Source organism: Brevibacterium sp. FAM 24630, assembly GCF_049804075.1.
Classification (GTDB): domain Bacteria; phylum Actinomycetota; class Actinomycetes; order Actinomycetales; family Brevibacteriaceae; genus Brevibacterium.
In genome coordinates, this window is the sequence record NZ_JBNBZD010000013.1 from 82083 (window position 1) to 103079 (window position 20997).

General features: G+C 62.2%; 14 protein-coding genes, 1 pseudogene and 1 riboswitch. Of the genes and pseudogenes, 9 read left to right on the forward strand and 6 right to left on the reverse strand.

Going from position 1 to position 20997, the window contains the following annotated elements; genetic code table 11:
- Nucleotides 1-102 precede the first annotated feature (102 nt).
- Together betT and ACPUD7_RS11425 are read right to left on the reverse strand one after the other, a co-directional pair.
- Nucleotides 103-2361, reverse strand: coding sequence for a choline BCCT transporter BetT (gene betT, locus ACPUD7_RS11420; protein WP_425119962.1), 2259 nt, complete (start codon nt 2359-2361; stop codon nt 103-105).
- 144 nt (nt 2362-2505) lie between these two features.
- The gene (locus tag ACPUD7_RS11425) at nt 2506-3066 is read right to left on the reverse strand and encodes a hypothetical protein (RefSeq protein WP_135540620.1); all 561 of its coding nucleotides are present in this window, start codon (nt 3064-3066) and stop codon (nt 2506-2508) included.
- 96 nt (nt 3067-3162) lie between these two features.
- On the opposite strand from ACPUD7_RS11425, the gene ACPUD7_RS11430 reads away from it, so the two are divergent.
- Nucleotides 3163-3825 carry a metal-dependent transcriptional regulator gene (locus ACPUD7_RS11430; RefSeq protein WP_135540622.1) on the forward strand — a complete coding sequence of 221 codons (663 nt, stop codon included), beginning with the start codon at nt 3163-3165 and terminating at the stop codon, nt 3823-3825.
- Between the two features lie 46 nt (nt 3826-3871).
- On the forward strand, nt 3872-6274 hold the full coding sequence (locus ACPUD7_RS11435) for a hypothetical protein (protein WP_135540624.1): 2403 nt from the start codon (nt 3872-3874) through the stop codon (nt 6272-6274).
- Between the two features lie 48 nt (nt 6275-6322).
- Here the strand turns inward: ACPUD7_RS11435 and ACPUD7_RS11440 are convergent, their stop codons facing one another.
- The 4 genes from ACPUD7_RS11440 to ACPUD7_RS11455 form a co-directional block, all read right to left on the reverse strand.
- Complete coding sequence (locus ACPUD7_RS11440) at nt 6323-6796, reverse strand: hypothetical protein (RefSeq protein ID WP_135540626.1); 474 nt, start codon at nt 6794-6796, stop codon at nt 6323-6325.
- Nucleotides 6797-6828: 32 nt separating this feature from the next.
- Nucleotides 6829-6939, reverse strand: a riboswitch (SAM riboswitch).
- 86 nt (nt 6940-7025) lie between these two features.
- A complete protein-coding gene (locus tag ACPUD7_RS11445; protein WP_135540627.1) occupies nt 7026-8006 on the reverse strand; it encodes a hypothetical protein in 981 nt (326 codons plus the stop codon).
- 42 nt (nt 8007-8048) lie between these two features.
- Entirely contained in the window at nt 8049-9107 is a 1059-nt protein-coding gene (locus tag ACPUD7_RS11450; protein ID WP_135540629.1) for a TM2 domain-containing protein, read from the reverse strand.
- A 158-nt stretch (nt 9108-9265) separates the two neighbouring features.
- Nucleotides 9266-9712, reverse strand: coding sequence for a hypothetical protein (locus tag ACPUD7_RS11455; protein ID WP_425119963.1), 447 nt, complete (start codon nt 9710-9712; stop codon nt 9266-9268).
- Between the two features lie 282 nt (nt 9713-9994).
- Here ACPUD7_RS11455 and ACPUD7_RS11460 point away from each other — a divergent pair, with 282 nt between their 5' ends.
- From ACPUD7_RS11460 to ACPUD7_RS11490, 7 genes and pseudogenes are all read left to right on the forward strand, one after another.
- The gene (locus tag ACPUD7_RS11460) at nt 9995-11935 is read left to right on the forward strand and encodes a hypothetical protein (RefSeq protein WP_425119964.1); all 1941 of its coding nucleotides are present in this window, start codon (nt 9995-9997) and stop codon (nt 11933-11935) included.
- A 1-nt stretch (nt 11936) separates the two neighbouring features.
- Nucleotides 11937-13535 (forward strand): type I restriction-modification system subunit M, encoded by a 1599-nt coding sequence (locus ACPUD7_RS11465; RefSeq protein WP_425119965.1) that lies wholly within the window; start codon nt 11937-11939, stop codon nt 13533-13535.
- An 86-nt stretch (nt 13536-13621) separates the two neighbouring features.
- The gene (locus ACPUD7_RS11470) at nt 13622-14737 is read left to right on the forward strand and encodes a restriction endonuclease subunit S (protein ID WP_425119966.1); all 1116 of its coding nucleotides are present in this window, start codon (nt 13622-13624) and stop codon (nt 14735-14737) included.
- A gap of 163 nt (nt 14738-14900) precedes the next feature.
- A pseudogene (locus ACPUD7_RS11475) lies at nt 14901-15230 on the forward strand (helix-turn-helix domain-containing protein); the annotation flags it as partial.
- 285 nt (nt 15231-15515) lie between these two features.
- Entirely contained in the window at nt 15516-16628 is a 1113-nt protein-coding gene (locus tag ACPUD7_RS11480; RefSeq protein ID WP_425119969.1) for an ATP-binding protein, read from the forward strand.
- Nucleotides 16625-19849 (forward strand): type I restriction endonuclease subunit R, encoded by a 3225-nt coding sequence (locus tag ACPUD7_RS11485; protein ID WP_425119967.1) that lies wholly within the window; start codon nt 16625-16627, stop codon nt 19847-19849. Before ACPUD7_RS11480 ends, ACPUD7_RS11485 begins: the two co-directional genes overlap by 4 nt.
- A 704-nt stretch (nt 19850-20553) precedes the next feature.
- Nucleotides 20554-20997 (forward strand): transposase (locus tag ACPUD7_RS11490; protein ID WP_425119968.1); only part of this gene is annotated, 444 nt, incomplete at its 3' end.

Sequence of the window (20997 nt, forward strand, 5' to 3'; positions counted from 1 at the left end):
GATCTGAAGGATCCCACCTCGCCGAGGCGGCCGGCCCTCTTTCGGCGGGCCGCCTCGGCGAGGTGGGATCGGGAATGTCGCGGACGGCGGGGTCCGCGCGAATCAGTGCTTGGGTTCCTCCAGCTCCTCGACATCGTTCGGCGAGACCGGGATCGCCGGGATCGAGTCCGTGATCGGCGGGTGCGGCGGCGTGACGACCGACTGGTAGGAGTGCTCGTGCGAATAGGCGAGGAACGACAGGTGCGTCTCGTAGCGGTCGAGGACGTCGTCGATGATCTGCTGAGAGCTCAGCCCCATGAGGTCGTAGCCTTCGGAACCGGTCTGGGTGAAGACCTCGATGCGATAGTAGCGGTCGTCTCCGCGGGGTGCGTTGCGGGCACCGAACGAGGGCACATTCGCCTCGACGGCGGCCGCCTCGTAGCGGAAGTCGCGCTGTTCGCCCATATCGACGTTGAGCGTATTCGAGGTGATCGCCGTGTCTTCGTCCATGGTCTGAAGGTGTTCGACGGAGTAGCCGAGTTCACGGAATTCCGCGGACACGGCTTCCAGGCACGGTCCGACCACCTCGGCGGCGAAGCGCTCGACGGAGGCCTTCGACGGATAGGACCGCAGGGTCGCGAGACGCTGACGCCAGGTCTTCTCCGGGGCCCGACCGCCATGGGCCGCAGTCGTGCGGCGCCGACGAGTCCGGCCCTCACGTTCGGCGCGCTCCATGCGCAGCACCTTCGAGAACGATGCCATGACGAGGTAGGCGATGACCGTGACCGGCAGAGCGAAGATCAGGGTCGCATACTCCATCGTGGTCACACCGCCGGCGACGAGCATGGCGATGGTGAGCACCGCGGTGACGAGGGCCCAGAAGATGCGCAGCCATTTCTGGCCGTCCTCTTCCGGGTTGGGGATCGAGGAGGAGAAGTTCGACATCACCATGGCACCGGAGTTCGCACTCGTGAGGTAGAAGAGCAGCCCCGAGAGTGTGGCCAGTCCGATGAGGAATGTCGCTCCCGGGAACATCTCGAGCAGGTCGTACCAGCCCTGTTCCGGTGAGGCGATGGCCGTCTTCGCGAACTCGCCGTTGCCGGAGAAGACCTCGGACAGGGCCGAGTTGCCGAAGATCGAGACGATGATGAAATCGCAGAGGACCGGTGCGGTGATCGCGGCGATGACGAACTCACGCAGAGTGCGTCCGCGGGAGATGCGGGCGAGGAAGAGCCCGACGAAGGGACCCCAGGCCAGCCAGAACGCCCAGAAGAACAGGGTCCATCCGCCCATCCATTCGGAGCCGCCGTCGACATAGGCGAACGTCGACAGTGTGCGTTCGGGCAGGGTGAAGATGAACCGGCCGACATTCTCGACCATGGCGTTGAGGAGGAACGCGGTCTTTCCCGTGACGAGGATGTAGAGCATCATCGCCGCGCACGACCAGAGGTTGAGTTCGGAGACCAGGCGGATGCCCTTGTCCACGCCCGAAGTGCAGGCGGCGACGGTCATGACCACGGCCACGATGACCAATGCGATCTGCAGTGCGAGTCCCTGCTCGAAGCCGAAGAGAGTGGCGAAGCCGACGTTGAGCAGGACGACGCCGATGCCCATCGAGGTGGCCACACCGAAGACGGTGCCGACGAGGGCGAAGATGTCGATGACGTCACCGGTGGTTCCGCGCACGCGCTTGCCCAGCAGGGGGTAGAGGACGGCGCGGATCGACAGCGGCATTCCCCAGCGGTAGGCGAAGTAGCCCATGGCCATGCCGAGCAGCGAGTACATCGACCAGCCGGCGATGCCGTAGTGGAACATCGTCCACACCACGGCGTCCTGGGCGGCCGCGGCCGACTCCGGGCTGGCATTGACGGGTTCGAGGTATTGGGTGATCGGCCCGGTCACCGAGTAGAAGAGCATATCGATGCCCACACCGGCGGCGAAGAGCATGGCGACCCAGGTGAAGAGGTTGTACTGGGGGCGGGAGTGGTCTGGCCCCAAACGGACCGAACCCTCCTTGGACAGAGCAACCCAGAGGACGAAGCCGATGACGACGGTAACGGTGACGACGTAGAACCAGCCGAGGTTCTCGGCGATCCAGTCGACGGTGGTCTTCATCGTCGACTGGGCTGAGTCCGGCATCATCATCGCCCACACGGAGAAGGCGAGGATGATGAGCGAGGCGACGATGAAGACTCGCCAATTGACGCGGGAACCGCGTTCGTCAGAGAGCTCCTCGGGGCCCCTGCTCATCTCTGTGCTGTCGATCGGTGCACGCTTGGCCGGATCGACACCCCGGCCGGTTCGCGTCGTTCGATCGGTGCCGCCGAACCGTTCTCGTTCGACGATCGGGCGCTTCAACTTCTCTTCGTTCGGATCGTGCACGCATCAGCCTCCGGTAGGAAACGTGGTCTGGCCCGAAAGCGAGCCTGCGCCAGTCTACTGATGGAGGAATTTCTGCCGACCATCACACCCCGTCCGTTCAGGAAACAGGGCGAGTTGTCAGGGGGCCGCGGGGACGGTCGGGGATCAGGCCCGGGATCGGGCAGCCGCCTCGGTGATGGTGTCGACGAATTCGTGCGCCTCGGCCGGGGCGGTCTCCTCGAGCCGCATCGACGATCCGACGTGCAGTTCCACGGTCACGGTCGCACGGTCGCGGAATTCCTCGGCGCGGGCGTGCCCGACCTGCCAGAGTGCAGTTTGGGAGAGCTGGGCGACGTGTCCGGCAGCATCGGTGCGCACCCGCATCAGTCGCCGGTCGGTGAGGATGAGGACGTCAGTGTCGAAGGGCGGGAGGCTGTAGAGCCGCGCGAATTCGATCTCGCCGGGCCGGAACAGCCCGATCGGGACATCCGGTGCGAGGTTCGGCCGATCGGCGGGGCTGCGTCGTGGAGAGCGCGGTGCCGGTCGATCAGCAGCAGAGCGGTGTGCACTCGAGGTTCGGCGGGCTTCTGCCCGCTTGCTGAGCGCGAGGAACGGGGCGCGGATGAATGCGAGAAATCGGACGCCGGCGGGTGCGGCGGCGGGTGGGCCGGATCGGGTGGGGACGGCGTCGTCGGTCGGGGGCACCGGATCGGAAGGGGAGGTCATGTCTGTGATTCTGGCAGGGCCGCCTCGGCGAAGGAGCGGTCAGCAGGTAATTGTTTCGCAACATCCGTGTCGGTTTGTCCATGGGATACTGGACGTATGCGTGCAGGTGAAGTCTCCGAGGTCAGTCAGGACTACCTCAAGGCCATCTGGTCGGCCCAGGAATGGGGCGGGGACCCGATGACGGCCACGGAGCTTGCGAACCGTTTCGGAACGACGAAGGCCAATGTCACCGAGGTGCTCAAACGCCTCGACGAACTCGACCTCATCACCCGAGTGCCCTACCGTCCGCCGGTGCTCACCGAACGGGGCAGAACGATCGCCCTGTCGATGGTGCGCCGGCACCGGCTCATCGAGACGTTCCTCGTCGAGTCGCTCGGCTACGGCTGGGACGAAGTCCACGACGAAGCCGAGATCCTCGAACATGCCGCCTCCGACCGGCTCATCGACCGCATCGACGCGTTCCTCGGCCACCCGACATCCGATCCGCACGGCGATCCCATCCCGGGCGCCGATGGCGCCGTCGATTCCCATACTCCGACCCTCCTCGCCGAGGCGGCCGCCGGGTCCTATGCGGTGCTGAGAGTCTCCGACGCCGATCCGCAGATCCTGGGCAAGCTCGCCGAGGCGGGAGTGCTTCCCGACGTCGCACTCGACGTCGTCGACCCCACCGATGATGAGGTGACCGTGGATATCGGAGGGAAGCGGGTGGCGATCGCTTCCGCGCTTGCCGTGGCCGTGTATCTGCGCACGACTGGTTGAGTCGAAGCCGGATTTCCCGACTGATTCCGTTGATAACATCTGTTGTATGGGAAAGAGTTTCGGTCACGGGAATGACCCCGACCTCGACATCGTTCGCTCGGCTGATGCCTCCGGCTCTGATCTGCAGAGGATAGCGGCGACCCGGCCGGACCTGCTCGCTGACATCGCTGCCCATCCGAATGCCTATCCGGATCTGCTCGACTGGCTTGCGACTCATCAGGATCCGGCCGTCCAGGAAGCGCTCACGCGACGAGGCTGGACCTCGGGCCGGCAGCAGGACCCGGCACCTCACCCCACCTACCACCAGGGATCTGCTGCACCGGTGGGGAACTCACCTTCGCCGCAGCCGGGGAGTCGCAGCAAACGGAAATGGATGCTGGGAATCGGCGCGGGGCTTGTCCTCGTCCTCGCTGTGACGGGCGGATTCTTCGGCGCGCGATTCTTTGCTGGCTCCGACTTCGACAAAGCGCCCAATCAGAAGGCGGCCGTCGACCTCGCCGATGTCGGACGCAATGCGCAGCTGACTCGGCTGCAAGCAGACGATGACGCAGATGCTGACCAGCAGCTCGTCAACGTCGTCGGCCCTCGACAGTCAGTGATCATGGCTCTCCACGAAGAGACTCTGCAGCCGACGTGGATGGCGCCGGTTCCGCACACCGATGTGAAGGAGCCAGAAGTCGAGGACGTCATCGAAGACGGTGAGGCGGCCGAGGGCGATTCTGCCGATGACGAATCGAGGAGTTCCGGTCCGAAGCTTGAGGGCACTCCAGTGGACTGCCAGTGGTCGGCAGACTCCCTGACCTGCGGGGACCGCACAATTCGGCTGAAAGACGGAGAAGTCACCCTCACCCCAGGTGACGACGCGAAGGACTCGAAGTCAGACGGATCGACAGGCGGATCGTCAGGAGGCACGGAGGACGGCGGCACAGACCCCGCCGAGGTGGAAGACCCGGCTTCGGAGGCCGTGCCGATCACCGTCAATGACGACGGAAGCCTCAGCTCACCGTCTGGCGGCAAGTATTCCGACGTCAGCGTCGATACCGAGGCGACAGTGCGGAAGGTCGGCGCCGGCGAAGACGGACCGTGGGTGGTCTCGGACGGTCAGGTGGTCGTCGCAGTCGATGCCGACTCGGTGCTGTGGAAATCCGAACTGGGCGAGGAGGCGGCGACGGCATCTGGCCTCGGCGAGCCTCGCCTGCGACCTAACTGGACGATTGAGGACGAAGTGCTCGTCATCGCCGACGACGCCGGTGTGCACGGTCTCGCCGTTGACTCGGGTCAGGAACTGTGGCGCGTCGACGTCGAACTCGACAGCTTCACTGTCTCCGGTGACCGTCTGATGGTCATGTCCGAGGGTGTTCTCGAGGTCTTCGACTTCACCGATTCGAGCGACGTCGACACCGTCAAGGCCGACCCGGGTTTTGACGGCGGCTCCGATGGCGGCGCGATTGCGAAGTTCCCCGGCCGAGACGCATTCCTGAACCGGAAGCTGTCGGCGCCGCCGGCCTGCGCGGAATTCGGTCTCGCCTATGACGACTATTATCTTGGCGACGGCCCACTGGATCCGAAGCCCGAGCACGAGGTGGAATTCACTGACGGTGAGGCCAGCGGCGACGACGGCCGCTATTCCGGTATCTCCATGGAGAAGTTCACGACGTCTCGCATGGGTGACAAGGCCGTGACCGCCGTCGAATTCAGCTGCAACGGCGGCGGCTCCTATATCTACCCGTCGATCGGGATCTACGATCAGGATCTCAATCTGCTCGACTCCATCGAGCTCTGGGACGACGTCGACGATCGCGGCAACTCGGCCGATATCTCCGGATATATGCCCAAGCCGTACTTCAATGCGGTCAGCCCGCTGGGGCAGTATCTGGGGATCAGCGTCGGCGGCATCGGCGTCTACGGTGACGATGGATGCACCGCATGCCAGAAGTCCGCGAACGCCGATGTCCTCTACCGCTGGGACGGGAAGTCCTTCGCCCATCAGGACACCGTCTACCACGTGCCTTCCGGTGACATTCGTACGCCGGCTGTGGAACAGGTGCAGAAGTTCGCCGAGGCGGTCGCCGCCGGAGACGACGCAGAAGCGAAACGTTCGGCGACCCCCGAAATGATGTCATCACTCGATGACATCCTCGGTGATGGTCAGACGTCGAACCCGCCGACCGTCCGATCCGAGCATTTCCCCAAAGGTGTGAAGGTCGACCATTGCGAGCTCATCCAGCCGTATGAAGAGGGTGAATTCAGTGGTGGCGAGTACTTTTTCACCAACGGCAAGTCGATGTCGTATCTGTCGGCTCGGGATGAGATCCGGCCAGGTGACACAGTCTGCGGCGTGACAACGCCGGGGACGGGAAGCGACGATCAGTATTACTTCTACCTGCTCCTAAGAGGGACCCCGGATGGCAGCGTCACCGTCTACGAGGCGGGCCGGCAGTTCGGCTGAGCCGACAGGCCGTGCCGGTTGGGTTGGGCGAGGTCGGGAGATTTCGCCTCAGTCGCTGGTACGTGGGCGCGGAAACTTCGGTTCGGCGCGCAGCAGAGTCAGGGCCGTGGCCGTTCGGGCATCGAACCCGTCGGTGAGGAAGAGCTTCGGCCAGTCGCACCACAGCTCGGATTCATACGGGGTGCCGGGCACGTAGGTCTTGAACGTCGCCTGGCGGTGTCCCGGATGGGATCGGAATGACGCTTTCGGGATGGTGCGCAGGCTTTCGTGGAGTGCTTGATAGAGCACCGGGTTGAAGCCGTCGGCGCGAGCGGAGTCAGCGGTGCGCACCCAACCGGGCCCGGCGACCGGGATTCCGCGATCGATCGCTGAGTTCATCTGAGCCTTGATGCCGGCGCGCTGCGGGTCGGGGGAGTGGCGGAGGAGGACCTTCGACCAATGCAGTGCCTCGGCGGGGTCGAAGCCCGGCCACTGTTCGGCGGCCCTGCGGCGTTTGTCGGAGTCGTTGAAGTCTGCGGACATGGCGAACCGTCCTTCTCGGGCGTATGGGCCCGGATCGAAGCTTGCCCGAGCGGTCGGCGCGGGCCCGTTCTTCCCCTGGGGCACCCGGTCGATGACGGGTTGCCGTGTGGCCGGCCAGGTACCGAAGGCCACAACTCGCGAACGTGATTTCAGTGTAGTCGGAGGGCGGGGTGACACAGGTCAGCGGAGGCTGAGCCCGATCTGCGGCTGTGCAGGGTCTCCTCCGCTCTTACTGGCCGAAGAGCCACCGAGAGAGCTCGCCGTTGGACGATATCGTCACCAGCCAGGGAAATCCGATGATGATTGCGACGAAGAGCACGGTCGACCCGATCGACGACCAGGCGGAGCGGGCATTGAGCGCTTCGAACTTCGACGCCCGAACGATGACTCTGTGTTTTGTCGTCGCTCCGTGCTGAAAACCGAGATACGAGCTCCACGCGAAAGCCGTCGATACTGCTGACCATGCCCAAATCAGCGCGAAGATCATGGCAACGAGTGCAAAGACGCCGACCAGCGCCAACTGTGCGTCTGAGAAGAACATCTTGAAGGCAGGGACAACCGTCCTCGAACCGACCCAAGGTGCGGCGCCCTCGCTGAGTGCTGCCGGTTCCGTCAGGGATTCCAACTGAGTTCTCACATCGGCCATAGAGTATCCGCCCCATGTTCTGCCCACCGTCAACCACGATGCTGTAAGCAGAAGCACGATGGCACTGAGGATCCGTATGCATGCAGCCAGCGACTGGACCGCGAACAGCTCGGCTTTGTACGTACGGAAGATGAGGGCGATGAGAATCACTGTCAAGGCGATACTGACTCCAACAGCGAATCCGACGGCCACTTCGTACCCACGGCTGTAGACCGCTATGAGAGTGATCATGACGAGACCGATCAGCACGGCCCGCACACGTTCGTCTGGAGCGGACTGTGTCGTACCGGTCGACTTCGCCGATGACTCGATGTTCTGATGAATCGTCTGGTGGGTCGTCATGACTACATTGTTCTGAGTCGGGTTGATCGGGCCAGTGCTGTTGGGGGCGTAGACCTGCTGACCATTTTTGTTCTGCACCGACGTGCGGCTGCCTCCCGTCCATAGCGAAGGGCGGGTCCCGATCGGGATGGCCGCGACGATGAGGGCGCCGAGAACTGCTGAAATGGTGCTGATGGCGATGTCCGACAATGCGGTGAGCATATCGATCCCTTTCTTGTGCATGGCCGGCGACCTCGGCCGGCGGCCATTTTGATTAGTCAGTGATCAGTCGGTCGTCAGACTCCACTTGCCATCGGCATTGACGGTGAGGAGCGATGGACCTGCCGACAGGGGGACAGTGCCTTCGTACGCGCCGATCTCGTTGATGAGCAGCCCCATGGAGAATTCGTCGGTGTCTTCATAGACGACGAAGTTCGAGTCGCCGTTATAGGTGGCTGTCAGCTGAGTCGGCGGCCCGGTGTAGAGGAATGCGGCGTCTCCTGTGCCGGTCGGTTCGAGTTCGGGCGCTGCGGAGATCGGTTCGATCGTGATGTTCCAATTGCCGTCGGAAGTGACCTTGAGAGAGGAGGCCTCTCCGAAGGAGTTGATTCCATAGGCCGTTGCGCCTTCGTAGGTACCGATTTCATTGACCAGGAGGTCTCCGGTCGACTGATTCGAGTCGTCGAGGACATCGATGACGAAGTTGCCGCTGCCCGTATTGTTCGCAGTGACGAGCCCCGCGGTCGCGCCGGAAGGAAGCGTGATGATCGAGTCGCCAGTTCCGTCTTCGCTGACGGTGCTGAATGCTCCGTACTTCTCGTCTGCCCATGAGGCGTCGACCTCGTCTGCCGTGGGGTCCTCGACCGCCGGCTCTGCGGTTTCAGGCGCCTCTTGCGCAAGTGCCTCCTGCGCCGGCGTGTCCTTATCGGGCGACGTCTCCTCGGACTGCTGGTCTTCCGCGACGGCCGGTCCGGAGACGTCTTCGGTGCCGCTGGTGCCGGCAATGCTGCTCCCGATGATGCCGACTGCAACGAAGCCGGCAGTGACCGCGAACGCCACAGTGCGATGCTGCCGGTATCCCGACAGTGGTCTCTTGGACTTGTCAGTCGCCTTGCCGGCGAGGACGACGATGACGTCGACCAGCCACCAGATGCCGAATCCGGCGAGCGTCATCAGTTTGAGAATGCCGGTGCCGACCTTGCCGAGGTAGAAGCGGTCGACTCCGAAGAAGCCGAGGAACCACGCAAAGAGCCAGGTCAGGACGAAGCTTTTGTCTGATTCCGGCGGCAGGTTGTTGTACGAAGTGGCGAATCGGGTGGTCTGTTCGTGCGGGTTGTGGGACATGATTCTCCTTGGGTGTGTATAGCGGTGTGATGTGAATGGCGGTGATGGGCGGTTGGGGCGCCTCGGCTGGCTGTGCGCGATGCGCCGATCGGTGAGCGGCGTGCAGGCCACCGACCGGCGGCGGGCAGCGAGCAGTCAGGTGGACTGTTCGCGAAGGGTCACGAATCCGGGACGTACTCGAAGATCGCACCGAGTCCGTCATCGGGGTGGTAGTTCCACGACACTGAGAACGAATCCCAATCCGCGGTCTGTGTTCCGTCGAGCGCCCGTGTCTGCCCCATCCGGGAGCTCACAGAGTCGGGCATGCCCAAGGCGTCGCCAAGGCAGTACACGTCGGCAAGATCTGGGCCGAAGTACATCCCGGCACCGTCGAAGTCGACGCTCAACCTGTCGGCGCTCAGTGTCGCTCCATCGACCGAGCCGAGCGAGCATGTCTCGTAGCCGTCGGCCATGAGCTCTGCCCGAGCCGCCTGCGCGTCGGCTTCGGCAAGAGAACTGATCCCGACGATTCCCCCGACCGTTCCGACTCCGAGGAGCAGCCCGATCACCAGACCGCCGAGCCCGAACCAGATGTGCTTCGTGGACCGCTGCGGTGTCAGGGGCAACGGGGAGGATGGGGCACTGTAGGGCTGTTGGTGTTGATGTCCGCCGTCGTGGTGAGGGGGCGGATGTGGGAACGAGTTCATTCGGGGCCGTCCTATCGCTGGTCGGGGTGCATTGGCCGGCATGGTTCGGCCGGTCGTTGAGAACTCAGTTCACGACATCCGCATAGAATTGAGCAACGAATACGCCGTTAAGGGGGCTTAACGGTGAATGCATTTAACTCCTTGTGCAGGGTCGCTTAGGATCGGGGCACAACGGAAAACGCGAGTGCAACGGGAGGCACAATGAGCGACGCATTGATGTCGATGCAGGACATTGCCGACTTGGCAGGTGTCTCCCGGCCGGCAGTGTCCCAATGGCGCAGACGCACCACGGTCAGAGGTCGCGAAATCCCCTTCCCGGAGGGAACCGAGGGTCCGGACGGGCGTGAACTCTTCCATGTCGAGGCTGTCGTCGAATGGCTGCGGCGCACGGGTCGCGGCAACAATGCGGAGTTCGTCGAAGATGCTCCGGCCGCCGGCATTCCCACTGGGGTGTCGATCGACCACGCGCTGGTTCTTCTGTGTCTGAGGGACAATGCCGAGGACGATCTCAACAATCTCGGTGAGTCGATGCTCGTCGAGATCGCCGCCTCCCTTGACCCTGCTGATCGATTTCTCCTCAGTGAGGTCATCGACACCGAGTTCGCCGCTGCCGCTCTGGACTACGTCGACGACCTCTATGCCGCGTCGTTCGGTGCCGCTGATGCCCTGGACCGGTTGGAAACGGGGCGATTGAGCCGGAGGCAGGAACGACGAGGTTTCGATCCCGGACTCGTGGATGTCATCGCCTCAGTCGTCGAGGGAGTAGTCGCTGACGGCGAGACCGCATCCGATGGACGGGGATCCTCGGCGGCGGGGGAGCTCGTCCTCGAGTGCGAGGACGTTGACCTCCTCGCCGTGGCGGAAACGGTGGACGGCTTGGCCTCGCATGTGACCGCCGACTCTCCCCACATCCGTGACCTGCGAAAGAGGGCGCTCCTGCGGGGGTGGCTCGCCCTCGACTCCGAACGACCGACGGTGTCAGTCGTCGCCGTCTACGGCTTGGAGAGCGCAGAGGTGCTCGAAAGACTCGATCGGGTGATTCTCGATCTCAACCCCAATGAGTACGCGATCGTCGCCGGTCCTGCCGACCTGCTCTGCGGGAGACTGGACGGCACGTCCGAGCAGCGTCGTTCGGAATCACTGCGAAGCAGCCGTTCTGCGAACCACGGACCTCTCGTCTGTGCGCTGCGTCTGCCTCGCGGTCTGTGGAAACACGCTCCGCGACAGAGCAGCGGACTGTGGCTGCTCAAAGGAGGTGCCACTCTCGACCACCCGTGGGTGGCCGATCTCAGCGAAGCCCCGGTCGACCGGTCTGATCTGTCGGCCGATGTGGCCGGAGTGCTGGCCGCCGGAACCGTGCCGAACGAGCTGCCTGCTCGCGCGTTCCGCTATGTCAGGTCGCGTGATATTCGGTCGATCCTCGGCGGCGAGGCCGTTGTTCCGACCGGTACCCGAGCGGTGAGCTTCGCAACCGGGCAGCAGGACTTCATCGACGACGTGCGCGTCGCTTCGATCGAAACCGCCGAGGCGACCGAGGTCTTCGACATCTATGTCACTGACCGCCCCGCCTCGCTGGTGGTGGGATCGACTTCGCTCGGCACGATGATCGACAATGGAACGCTCACTCGTCACAGCGGCAGTCGGATCGACGAATCGCTGGCGGAGGACACCGGTGCGGTGTCGGTCGTCGATGCCAGGAGCGGTGGCGAAGTGTTCCGAATTGATGCCTTCGTTGCCGAGAGCTCGCTGCGTCGCAGTATGAGGACACAACCGGGGGACGTCGTCTTCTGCTCGAATCCGCCGACCGCGTGGGTTGATGACCGGGGTGGCTCGCTGGTGGTCTCGCCGAACAAGATCCTGCGGCGGGCCGATGGCACCCCGATCGGTTCGCACACCTTGTCCACGGTCATCAACGATGCGCAGTCGAAGGAGTACACGAACTGGCAGATTCCCCGCATTCCTGCCGACCAGGTCGACGCGGTCGAAGACGCGATGCGGAGATTAGCCGGATATCGACAACAATTGCAGGTGAAGGAACGTGCCGCGAAGACGCTGGGGCATTCGCTCTTGAGCGGTGTCGCGGCCGGGACGATGGAACTGATGGGCAGCAGCCTCGAGCCGCAGCCATCACAAGGAAGGTGACATGGCCACGAAGAAGAACGCCGTCGAACAGCCGACGACGATGAGCGAACTCAAAGCGACTCTGTGGAAGGCGGCCGACCGCCTGCGGGGCTCGCTGAGCGCGAGTCAGTACAAGGACGTGATTCTCGGTCTCGTCTTCCTCAAATACGTCTCGGACGCATTCGAGGAGGAACAGTCGGTGCTGCGGTCCGACTATGAAGAGCAAGGCATCGACGAGGAAGACATCGCCGAGCTGCTCCAGGACCCGGATACCTATGTCGGCGAGGGCATCTTCCTCGTTCCCTCTGCCGCGCGGTGGGATTTCCTGGCTGAGAATGCCAAAGGGCAGGCGCCCTCAGGGGCCGAAGCCGGCAGGACCATCGGTGCTCTCATCGATGAGGCGATGGATCAGCTGATGAAGGCCAACCCGTCCCTGCGGGGAACCTTGCCGCGCCTGTACAACAAGGACAATCTCGATCAGCGTCGTCTGGGTGAGCTCGTCGATCTCTTCAGCAGCACGCGCTTCTCCCGGCAGGGAGAGTTCCGGGCACGTGACCTCATGGGGGAGGTCTATGAGTATTTCCTCGGCGAGTTCGCCCGTGCGGAGGGCAAGCGGGGCGGCGAGTTCTTCACCCCGCGACCGGTGGTGCGCACGATGGTCGAGATCCTCGAACCGTTCAAGGGGCGGGTCTACGATCCGTGCTGCGGTTCGGGCGGCATGTTCGTCCAGTCGGAGAAGTTCATTGAAGACCATAACGGCGATCCACGAGACATCGCGGTCTACGGTCAGGAATCCATCGAGGAGACCTGGCGGATGGCGAAGATGAACCTCGCCATCAACGGGATCGAGGTCCAGGGTCTCGGCGAGAAGTGGGGAGACACCTTCGCCCGCGACATCCACGCCGATACCCCGATGGACTATGTTCTTGCCAATCCGCCGTTCAACCTCAAGGTGTGGGCACGCAGTGAGGAGGACCCGCGGTGGACCTTCGGCGTCCCGCCGGAGAAGAACGCGAACTACGGCTGGATTCAGCACATCCTGTCCAAGCTCACCGACGACGGCAAGGCCGGCGTGGTCATGGCGAACGGGTCGATGTCGTCGAACACCGGCGGTGAGGGCGATATCCGTGCTCGGATCGTCGAGGCCGACCTGGTCTCGTGCATGCTCGCGCTGCCGACTCAGCTGTTCCGCTCGACCGGTATTCCTGTGTGCGTGTGGTTCTTCGCGAAGAAGAAGGGAGCCCGGGCCGGCGAGGTGCTTTTCATCGATGCGCGCGAAATGGGGCACATGATCTCCCGTGCCGAGCGTTCGCTGTCCGATGAGGACATCGCCGAGATCGCGGGTACGTTCCATGCGTGGATCGGCTCTGAATCCGCCGAGGCGGCCGGACGAGAGTACGAAGATGTACCCGGATTCTGTCGGACAGTGCCGTTGGCCGAGATCAAGGAAGGCGGATATGCGCTGACCCCGGGCCGTTATGTCGGGTCGGCGCCCGAGCCGGAAGATCTGGAGCCGATCGACGAGAAGATCGCGAGACTGAAGGGGGAGCTGATCGACGCTTTCGATGAGTCGGCGAGGTTGGAAACGGTCGTCCGCGAGCAGCTGGAGCGTCTGGGATGAAATCAGTGTTGTTCAGTGAACTCTTCGAACGTCCGTTGCGAAATGGAATTACTGTTGCGTCGAGAGACCGTGGAGTTGGAATGCGGATGATCGGCATGAAGCAAATCTTCGGAACAGACAGAATTAGGGCGTCTGTGGGAGAACTCGTTCCTGAGGACAGAGTCGATCGCACGAAAGATGTGCTTCAACACGGAGACTTGCTTTTCGCCCGTCAGTCATTGACTTTCGAGGGTGCGGGGAAATGTTCAATTTTCGAATCGTCCGATGAAGATTGCACTTGGGAAAGCCACTTGATACGGGCCCAGCTTGACCCAAGGCTCGCGAATCCTCTCTTCTTTTACTACTACTTCGCATCTGACATGGGTAGACGGAATATGTCGACCATCATTACTCAAGTCGCAGCTGCGGGAGTAAAAGGAACCGATCTGTCTAAACTGTTAGTGCCCCTTCCTCCGTTGAATGTGCAAGCTGGAGTTGCTGAAGTCCTCGGCGCCCTCGACGACAAAATCGCCGCCAATGAGCGACTGTCCGGTGCGGTGCAAGATCTGTTGCAAGAACGCTTCGCATTACTGAGGCTGGATGGCTTCACGGGGGACGGCTCGTTCTTGACCGTCAGCGACCTATTCGACGTGAATCCTCGAACCTCTCAAAAACTGGCTGGTCAGGCTCCATATCTTGGCATGAAGGACCTTCCTGACTCTTCCATGACTGTGGGCTCGTGGTCCACTCGCGAAGCAAAGAGCGGTGCACGGTTCATTAACGGCGATGTGCTGCTTGCGCGCATTACTCCTTGCTTGGAGAACGGCAAAGCTGGCTACGTAGATTTCCTCGAGAATACGGAAGTCGGTGTTGGTTCGACTGAGTTCATCGTCTTCCGTGCTAGGTCGCCATTGCTTTCAGCGGTCCCGTTCTTTTTGACGAAGAGTGAGCGCTTTCGCGATTTTGCGATCAAGCACATGCAGGGGACCAGTGGTCGGCAGAGGCTTGCGGCTGCAGACGTTGCGGATTACCGGCTGGCCAAGGTGGACGACGAGAGTCTAAATCGCTTCGGAGAGCTGTCAATGAGCTTGCTTAAGCGTGTAAAGACGGCTGTGTCTGAGTCTCGGGCTCTCGCTCGCACTCGCGACGAACTTCTCCCGCTGCTGATGAACGGAAAGATCACGGTCAAGGATGCGGAGGCGGTAGTGAGCGACGCGGTCTGAGCCAGTCGAACCTGCATTCGTCTGAACAGCCGGCTTCGGAGCCGGGAGCGCCCACTTGGACAGCTACTTCGACAACTCTTTCACTGAATTGAAAAGGTGGTAAGGTTTCCGAAAAGGAGGGAAGGTCGGTGAAAAGGTGCAAGACGCTGAACTGACTGCAGCCGTGCATCGCCTCCGGACGCTCGGGGTCGAGCCGGCCGATGTCGAGGTCAAGGCCTCGGTCGGAAAGCTTCCGAAGACGGTTCCGGAGACCTTGAGCGCTTTTGCCAACGGCCAGGGCGGAACTGTCCTGCTCGGCATCGACGAGTCGGCCGACTTCACCGCAGCTGACGGCTTCGACGCCGCAGCGATACGTGATGCTCTCGCCGGTGCGTGCGCTGACAAGCTGACACCTCCGATTCGCGATGAAGTCGAAGTCCTCGAATTCGAGGGCTCCGCCGTTGTCCGCATTGTTGTTTCCGAAGCACTGCCCAAGGACAAACCCTGTCACCTCACAGACCGTGGCGCGCACCAGGGCTCTTTCATCCGCAGCGGGGACGGTGATCGGAAGCTGACCGGTTATGAGGTCACCCAGCTGCTGACGAATACAATTCAGCAGACTCACGACCGCGAACCGGTCGCGGAGGCAAGCAGAGAGCACCTTGATGACGAGCTCTGCACCGAACTCGTCAAGAGGGCTACAGAGCGCACTCCGCGTGCGTTCAAAGGTCAGAATGAGGACGAAGTACTGACAGGACTGGGGGTTCTCACGACCGCCGGCGGAGAGACTCGCCCCACCTTGGCAGGACTGCTGACTGTCGGAAAATACCCTCAGCAGTTCTTCCCTCAGCTGTTCATCTCGTTCGTAGTCTTTCCTGGACGTGATCGAGCGAGCCTGGGGCCGTCCGGGGAACGCTTCTACGACAACCTCAGCCTGGACGGCCCGATTCCCGATCAGCTTGACGCGGCTATAGACGCAATGCGCAAACACATGAGCCGAGCCGCGATCATTCACGGAATCGGACGTGAAGACCGCTATGACTACCCGATCGAAGCTCTGCGTGAGGTCTTCGCCAATGCCCTGCTCCATCGCGACTACAGTCCGGAATCCCGGGGGACCCAGATTCAGATTGAACTGTTCCCGGATCGACTGGAAGTCCGGAGCCCCGGAGGACTGTACGGGGAAGTGGCGGCAGAATCGCTGGGCACTGACGAAGGCGGCTCGACTTCCCGTAATGCCACTTTGGCGAAGCTCCTGTCCGATATGCCCGTGATCGGGGAGAAGGAGACCATCGTTGAAAACCGCGGAACCGGTCTGGTCAGAGTGACAGCGGCACTCAGAGCGGTCGGAATGTCTCCGCCCGAGTTCGACGTTTCACCAGGCCACCTCACAGTGACGATGCAGAGGACGGCACTGTTGTCGACACAGACGATGGACCGGATCAACCGACTGGGTCTTGCCGGGCTGTCGGACACTCATCATCTGGCGATCGCGATGATGATCAATGCCGGACGAACTAACGTCGCCATGCTCAAAGGCTGGAGCGTGCCCGGTGACGAAGCCCGAGCCGTCCTCAAAGACCTTATTGATCGACGAATAGCCGAAATCAAGGGCGGCAGACGATACGCCAGCTACCACCTTGTGCCCGGCGAACCGACCATGGCTGCTGCGATACCTTCACAAACGCAGTCTCGTCAGCCCGGGATCGATGGGCAACTCGATGCCGTGGTGCAGGCTCTTGGTGCAGGCCATGCGCTGACAAGTGAGATCGCATCGCAATTGGGCTTGAGTCATACCACTGTGTGGCGTCGGCTGAGAACCCTGATGGAACGAGGGATCGTCGAACGGGTCGGCACGCAGTCGAGTTCCAAACAGAGTTATCGCCTCATCGTCAGAAACGAGGAAGCATGATCCCCGAATCCGAATGGGAGACCTTTCACATCGACCGCTTCGTCGAGAACGGGTGGGAGCACGTACCGGGCCCGGAGGTCACACCCGGGCAGACCGATGGGCGGACGGAATGGGACGGCCTCGTCCTCAAGACTCGGGCAGCTCAGGCCCTGCGCACGCTCAACCCGGGCGTTCCTCCGCGGTACCTCGACGAAGCGCTGGGAGAGATCCTCGCGGCCGCCTCGGCGGATCCAATTGCGGAGAACTTCAGGTTCCACGGATACCTGACCCATGGCTATCGGGGCATCTCCTACATCGATGCTGACGGAACCGAACAGAACCCGACGATCCGCCTCTTCAGCCACCGTCCCGAGGACAACTCCTACCTGGCGATCAACCAGGTGACGATCCGCAACCGTGAGATCGAACGACGCTTCGACATCGTTCTCTACGTCAACGGGTTCCCGCTGGTGATCATGGAGATCAAACGGGCCGGCGACGCGAACACAGGCGAACGAGAGGCCTACGCGCAACTGCAGACGTACCTGCGGGAATTCCCCGACGCTTTCTCCTGCTGCGCCCTCACCGTCGTCAGCGACGGAGTGAACGCGAAATATGGGACCCCATTCACCCCCTTCAACCACTACTCACCATGGAATGTCGACGACGACGGCGCGGTGGTTGCACTCGGCCGCGACCACACGGATACGGGAGCGAGCCTCGGCAGCGAAGTGCTCATCGACGGGGTGTTCAATCAGGAGCGATTCGGACAGATCATCCGCAACTTCGTGGCCTTCGACGAAGGCGCGGACGGTCTGGCCAAACGGGTGGCCAAACCGCACCAGTACTTCGCGGTCACCAAGGCCGTGGGCACGACCGTCGAGGCGGTGCGCAGCGACGGTCGTGCGGGGGTCGTGTGGCATACGCAGGGATCGGGCAAATCCATGGAGATGGAGCTCTATGCCCACCTCGTCGCGATTCGACCCGAACTGAAGAACCCGACGATCGTCGTCGTCACGGACCGAACCGAACTCGACTCCCAGCTGTTCGAAACCTTCGACCGCTCCCAACTTCTAGCCGAAAATCCGGTCAAGATCTCCTCCCGGCAGGAACTGCGGGAGGCGCTGACCCATAAGGTCACGGGCGGAATCTACTTCAGCACGCTGCAGAAGTTCGGTCGCACCGACAGCGAACGCGCCGACGGGCTCGATCATCCGGAGCTGAGCAATCGCCGCAATATCATCGTCATCGTCGATGAAGCACACCGATCCCACTATGACGAACTCGACGGCTTCGCCCGACACATTCGCGACGCCCTGCCCAGAGCCTCATTCATTGCATTCACCGGCACCCCGATCTCCTTCGCCGACCGCAACACCCAAGAGGTGTTCGGCGACGTCATCGACACCTATGACCTGTCCCGGGCCGTCAGCGATGGCGCCACGGTCCCGGTCGTCTATGAGCCGAGGCTGATCGAGATGGGTCTGGGTCAAGAAGTCTCCGAAGACGACCTCAACACCTCGGCGGACGAGGCGACTGCGGGCCTCGACGATGTCGAACGCACCCGCGTGGAGCAGTCGGTCGCCGTGATCAACTCCGTCTACGGCAACCACGAACGCCTGCAGCTGCTGGCCGCCGATATCGTCGAGCACTGGGAAGAGCGCTCGGAATCGATGCGGCCCTTCATCGCCGCACCCGGCAAGGCGATGATCGTCTGCGCCACGCGTGAGATCTGCGCCCGACTCTACGAGGAGATCATCGAACTGCGCCCGGATTGGCACAGCGACGACGTCGACGCCGGCAAGATCAAGGTCGTCTACTCATCGAATTCTTCGGATTCCGGACTCATCGCGAAGCATCGCCGGAGGCAGGGGCAGAACAAGACGATTCAGAAGCGCATCAAAGACGTCGACGACGAACTCGAACTCGTCATCGTCAAGGACATGATGCTCACCGGCTTCGACGCCCCGCAGCTGCACACGCTGTACCTGGACCGGCCTCTGAAGAACGCGCTGCTCATGCAGACCCTGGCGCGAGTGAATCGCACCTATCGGGGCAAAACCGACGGACTCATGGTTGCCTATGCTCCGATCGCGAACAACCTGCGCAACGCGCTGGCCGAATACACGGCGCGTGATCAGGAAACCGAGCCGATGGGGCGCAAATTCGACGATGCGGTGCGAGTCGTTCACGAGTTCCTCGATGCTTTGGACACTTTGTGCGCCGGATACGACTGGCGGGCGAAACTCGACGGACAGCCCGGCAGTCACATCAAGGCTGCTCTAGGGTTGACGAACTATCTGCGCGATCCCGCGCATGCGAATGTGACCCTGGCACAACAGCCTCGAGGGCTCGGCGACGACGGCACCGAGAACTCTTCGGACACGGATGCAGCTGAGGACTCGGGGCTGGCCGAGAACTATCGGCGCCTGTCCGGAAGTCTGGCACGAGCATGGGCACTGGCCCGAGGTTCCGACGAACTCAAAGACAGGCGTGCGGATGCGCAGTTCTACGAAGAGGTGCGCGTGTGGATGGCGAAGTTCGACGCTCAGGAGCGGCAGGCCTCGGGACGCCCGGTATCCGAGGACGTCGAGCTGATGCTCGCGGGCCTGCTGGAGGAGTCGACCCATGCTGGGGAGATCGTTGACATCTACGAGGCCGCGGGGCTCGCGAAACCGTCGCTGCAGGACCTGACCCCGGATCTCACCCACCAAGCCCAGAAGTCTCCGACTCCCCACCTGGCCATCGAAGCACTCAGGGATGTACTCACCGACCGGGCGACGCAGCTGACGAAGAGCAACCTCGTGCGGCAGAAGGCATTTGCCGAGCGGATCCGAGAGCTGATGAACAGGTACACGAATCAGCAGCTGACCTCGGCCGAGGTGATCGCAGAGCTCGTGGAGCTCGCGCGCGAGGTGGCCGACGAAGGCAACCGTGGTCAGCAGTTCGATCCGCCTCTGGACTGGAAGGAGCTGGCCTTCTATGATGCGGTGGCGGAGAACGAATCCGCAGTGCAGAGCCAGGGCGCGGACACATTGGCGCAGATCGCCCGGGAACTCGTGGGAATCATGCAGCGTGATGTCAAGACCGACTGGACTGTGCGCGACGACGTTCGCGCCAAGCTGCGGACATCTGTGAAACTGCTGCTCATCCGGCACAAGTACCCGCCGGATCGGCGCAAAGAGGCGATCCAGCTGGTCATCGATCAGATGGAGGAGCTGGCTAAGGTGCAGGCGGCATGATCGACCCGGGGCTTGTCGGAGTCATAAGTATTTTGGTGACAACAGTAATTGCTGTGATCACGATGGTTCGGAGCGCAAGGGACAGTCGCGATCGTTCACGGCCGTATGTCACTGTCAAGTTTGTTGAAGCAATGGCTTCGAGTCGAATGTACTTTGTCGTGGAAAATTTCGGCCAGAGCGCGGCATATAACGTGACCATCGAATTCGACAGTTCCCTGAGTAGCGCTGAGCCGAATAGGAACAACTACGGTTCGTACATCCGACGGATGTATCAAGGACCGGGATTGACGTTCGGTCCAGGGGACTCTCGACGTTCCTTGTATAGGAACATGCTCGATGAGCATCGAAGGAAGGGCGAAGTGGTGGCGCCCGACCGATTGACCGGTACGATCCGCTATTTCGGTCCAGACCGACGAAAGCAGTATTGCGAATCCATCGTCCTTGACCTCACAGGACTTCGATACAGGGTTGACACGACACGAAGCGACCGTGACATCGAGCAAAGGCTGAAGAGGATCGGAGACCGGATTGGACAACTTCGCAGGCTCGAAAAGCGAGGGGTCGAAGCTCTCGAAGAACTAGCCTCGAGTTTTCATGATTAGGATCGACCGGATGGTGGACTGACAGAAGAAAAGTGCTCCTGACCAGGGATAATGGTGTTTGCGAAGACAACCAGAACCCGTTGGAAAAGGAGCACTCTCACAGTGAAGCCTACCCGCAGCTATCCTCGCTTGCACGTCGATACCGCGCTCAGCAATGCTGTCGGGCAAGCCGGCGGTATGCTGCTGACTGAAACCGTGCACACCAGCGGGCTTGGCCACTACCTGAAGCAGGCTCTGGCAGCGTGGAAGAAACCCTTCGCCATCCACGACCCCGCCAAGATCCTCACCGACATCGCCATCACCCTCGCACTCGGCGGCGACGCCCTCTCCGATAGCTCCGTCCTCCGCGACGAACCCGACCTCTACGGCCCAGTGGCATCGAACCCGACGATCACCCGCCTCATCCGCACCCTCGCCGCCGACGCCGATCGAGTACTGGCTGCTCTCAACACTGCTCGGGCGGCGGCGCGTGCCCGGGTGTGGGAACTCTCCGGGGCTCAGGCACCAAACCACGAGACAGATGCTTCGACTCCGCTGATCGTCGAT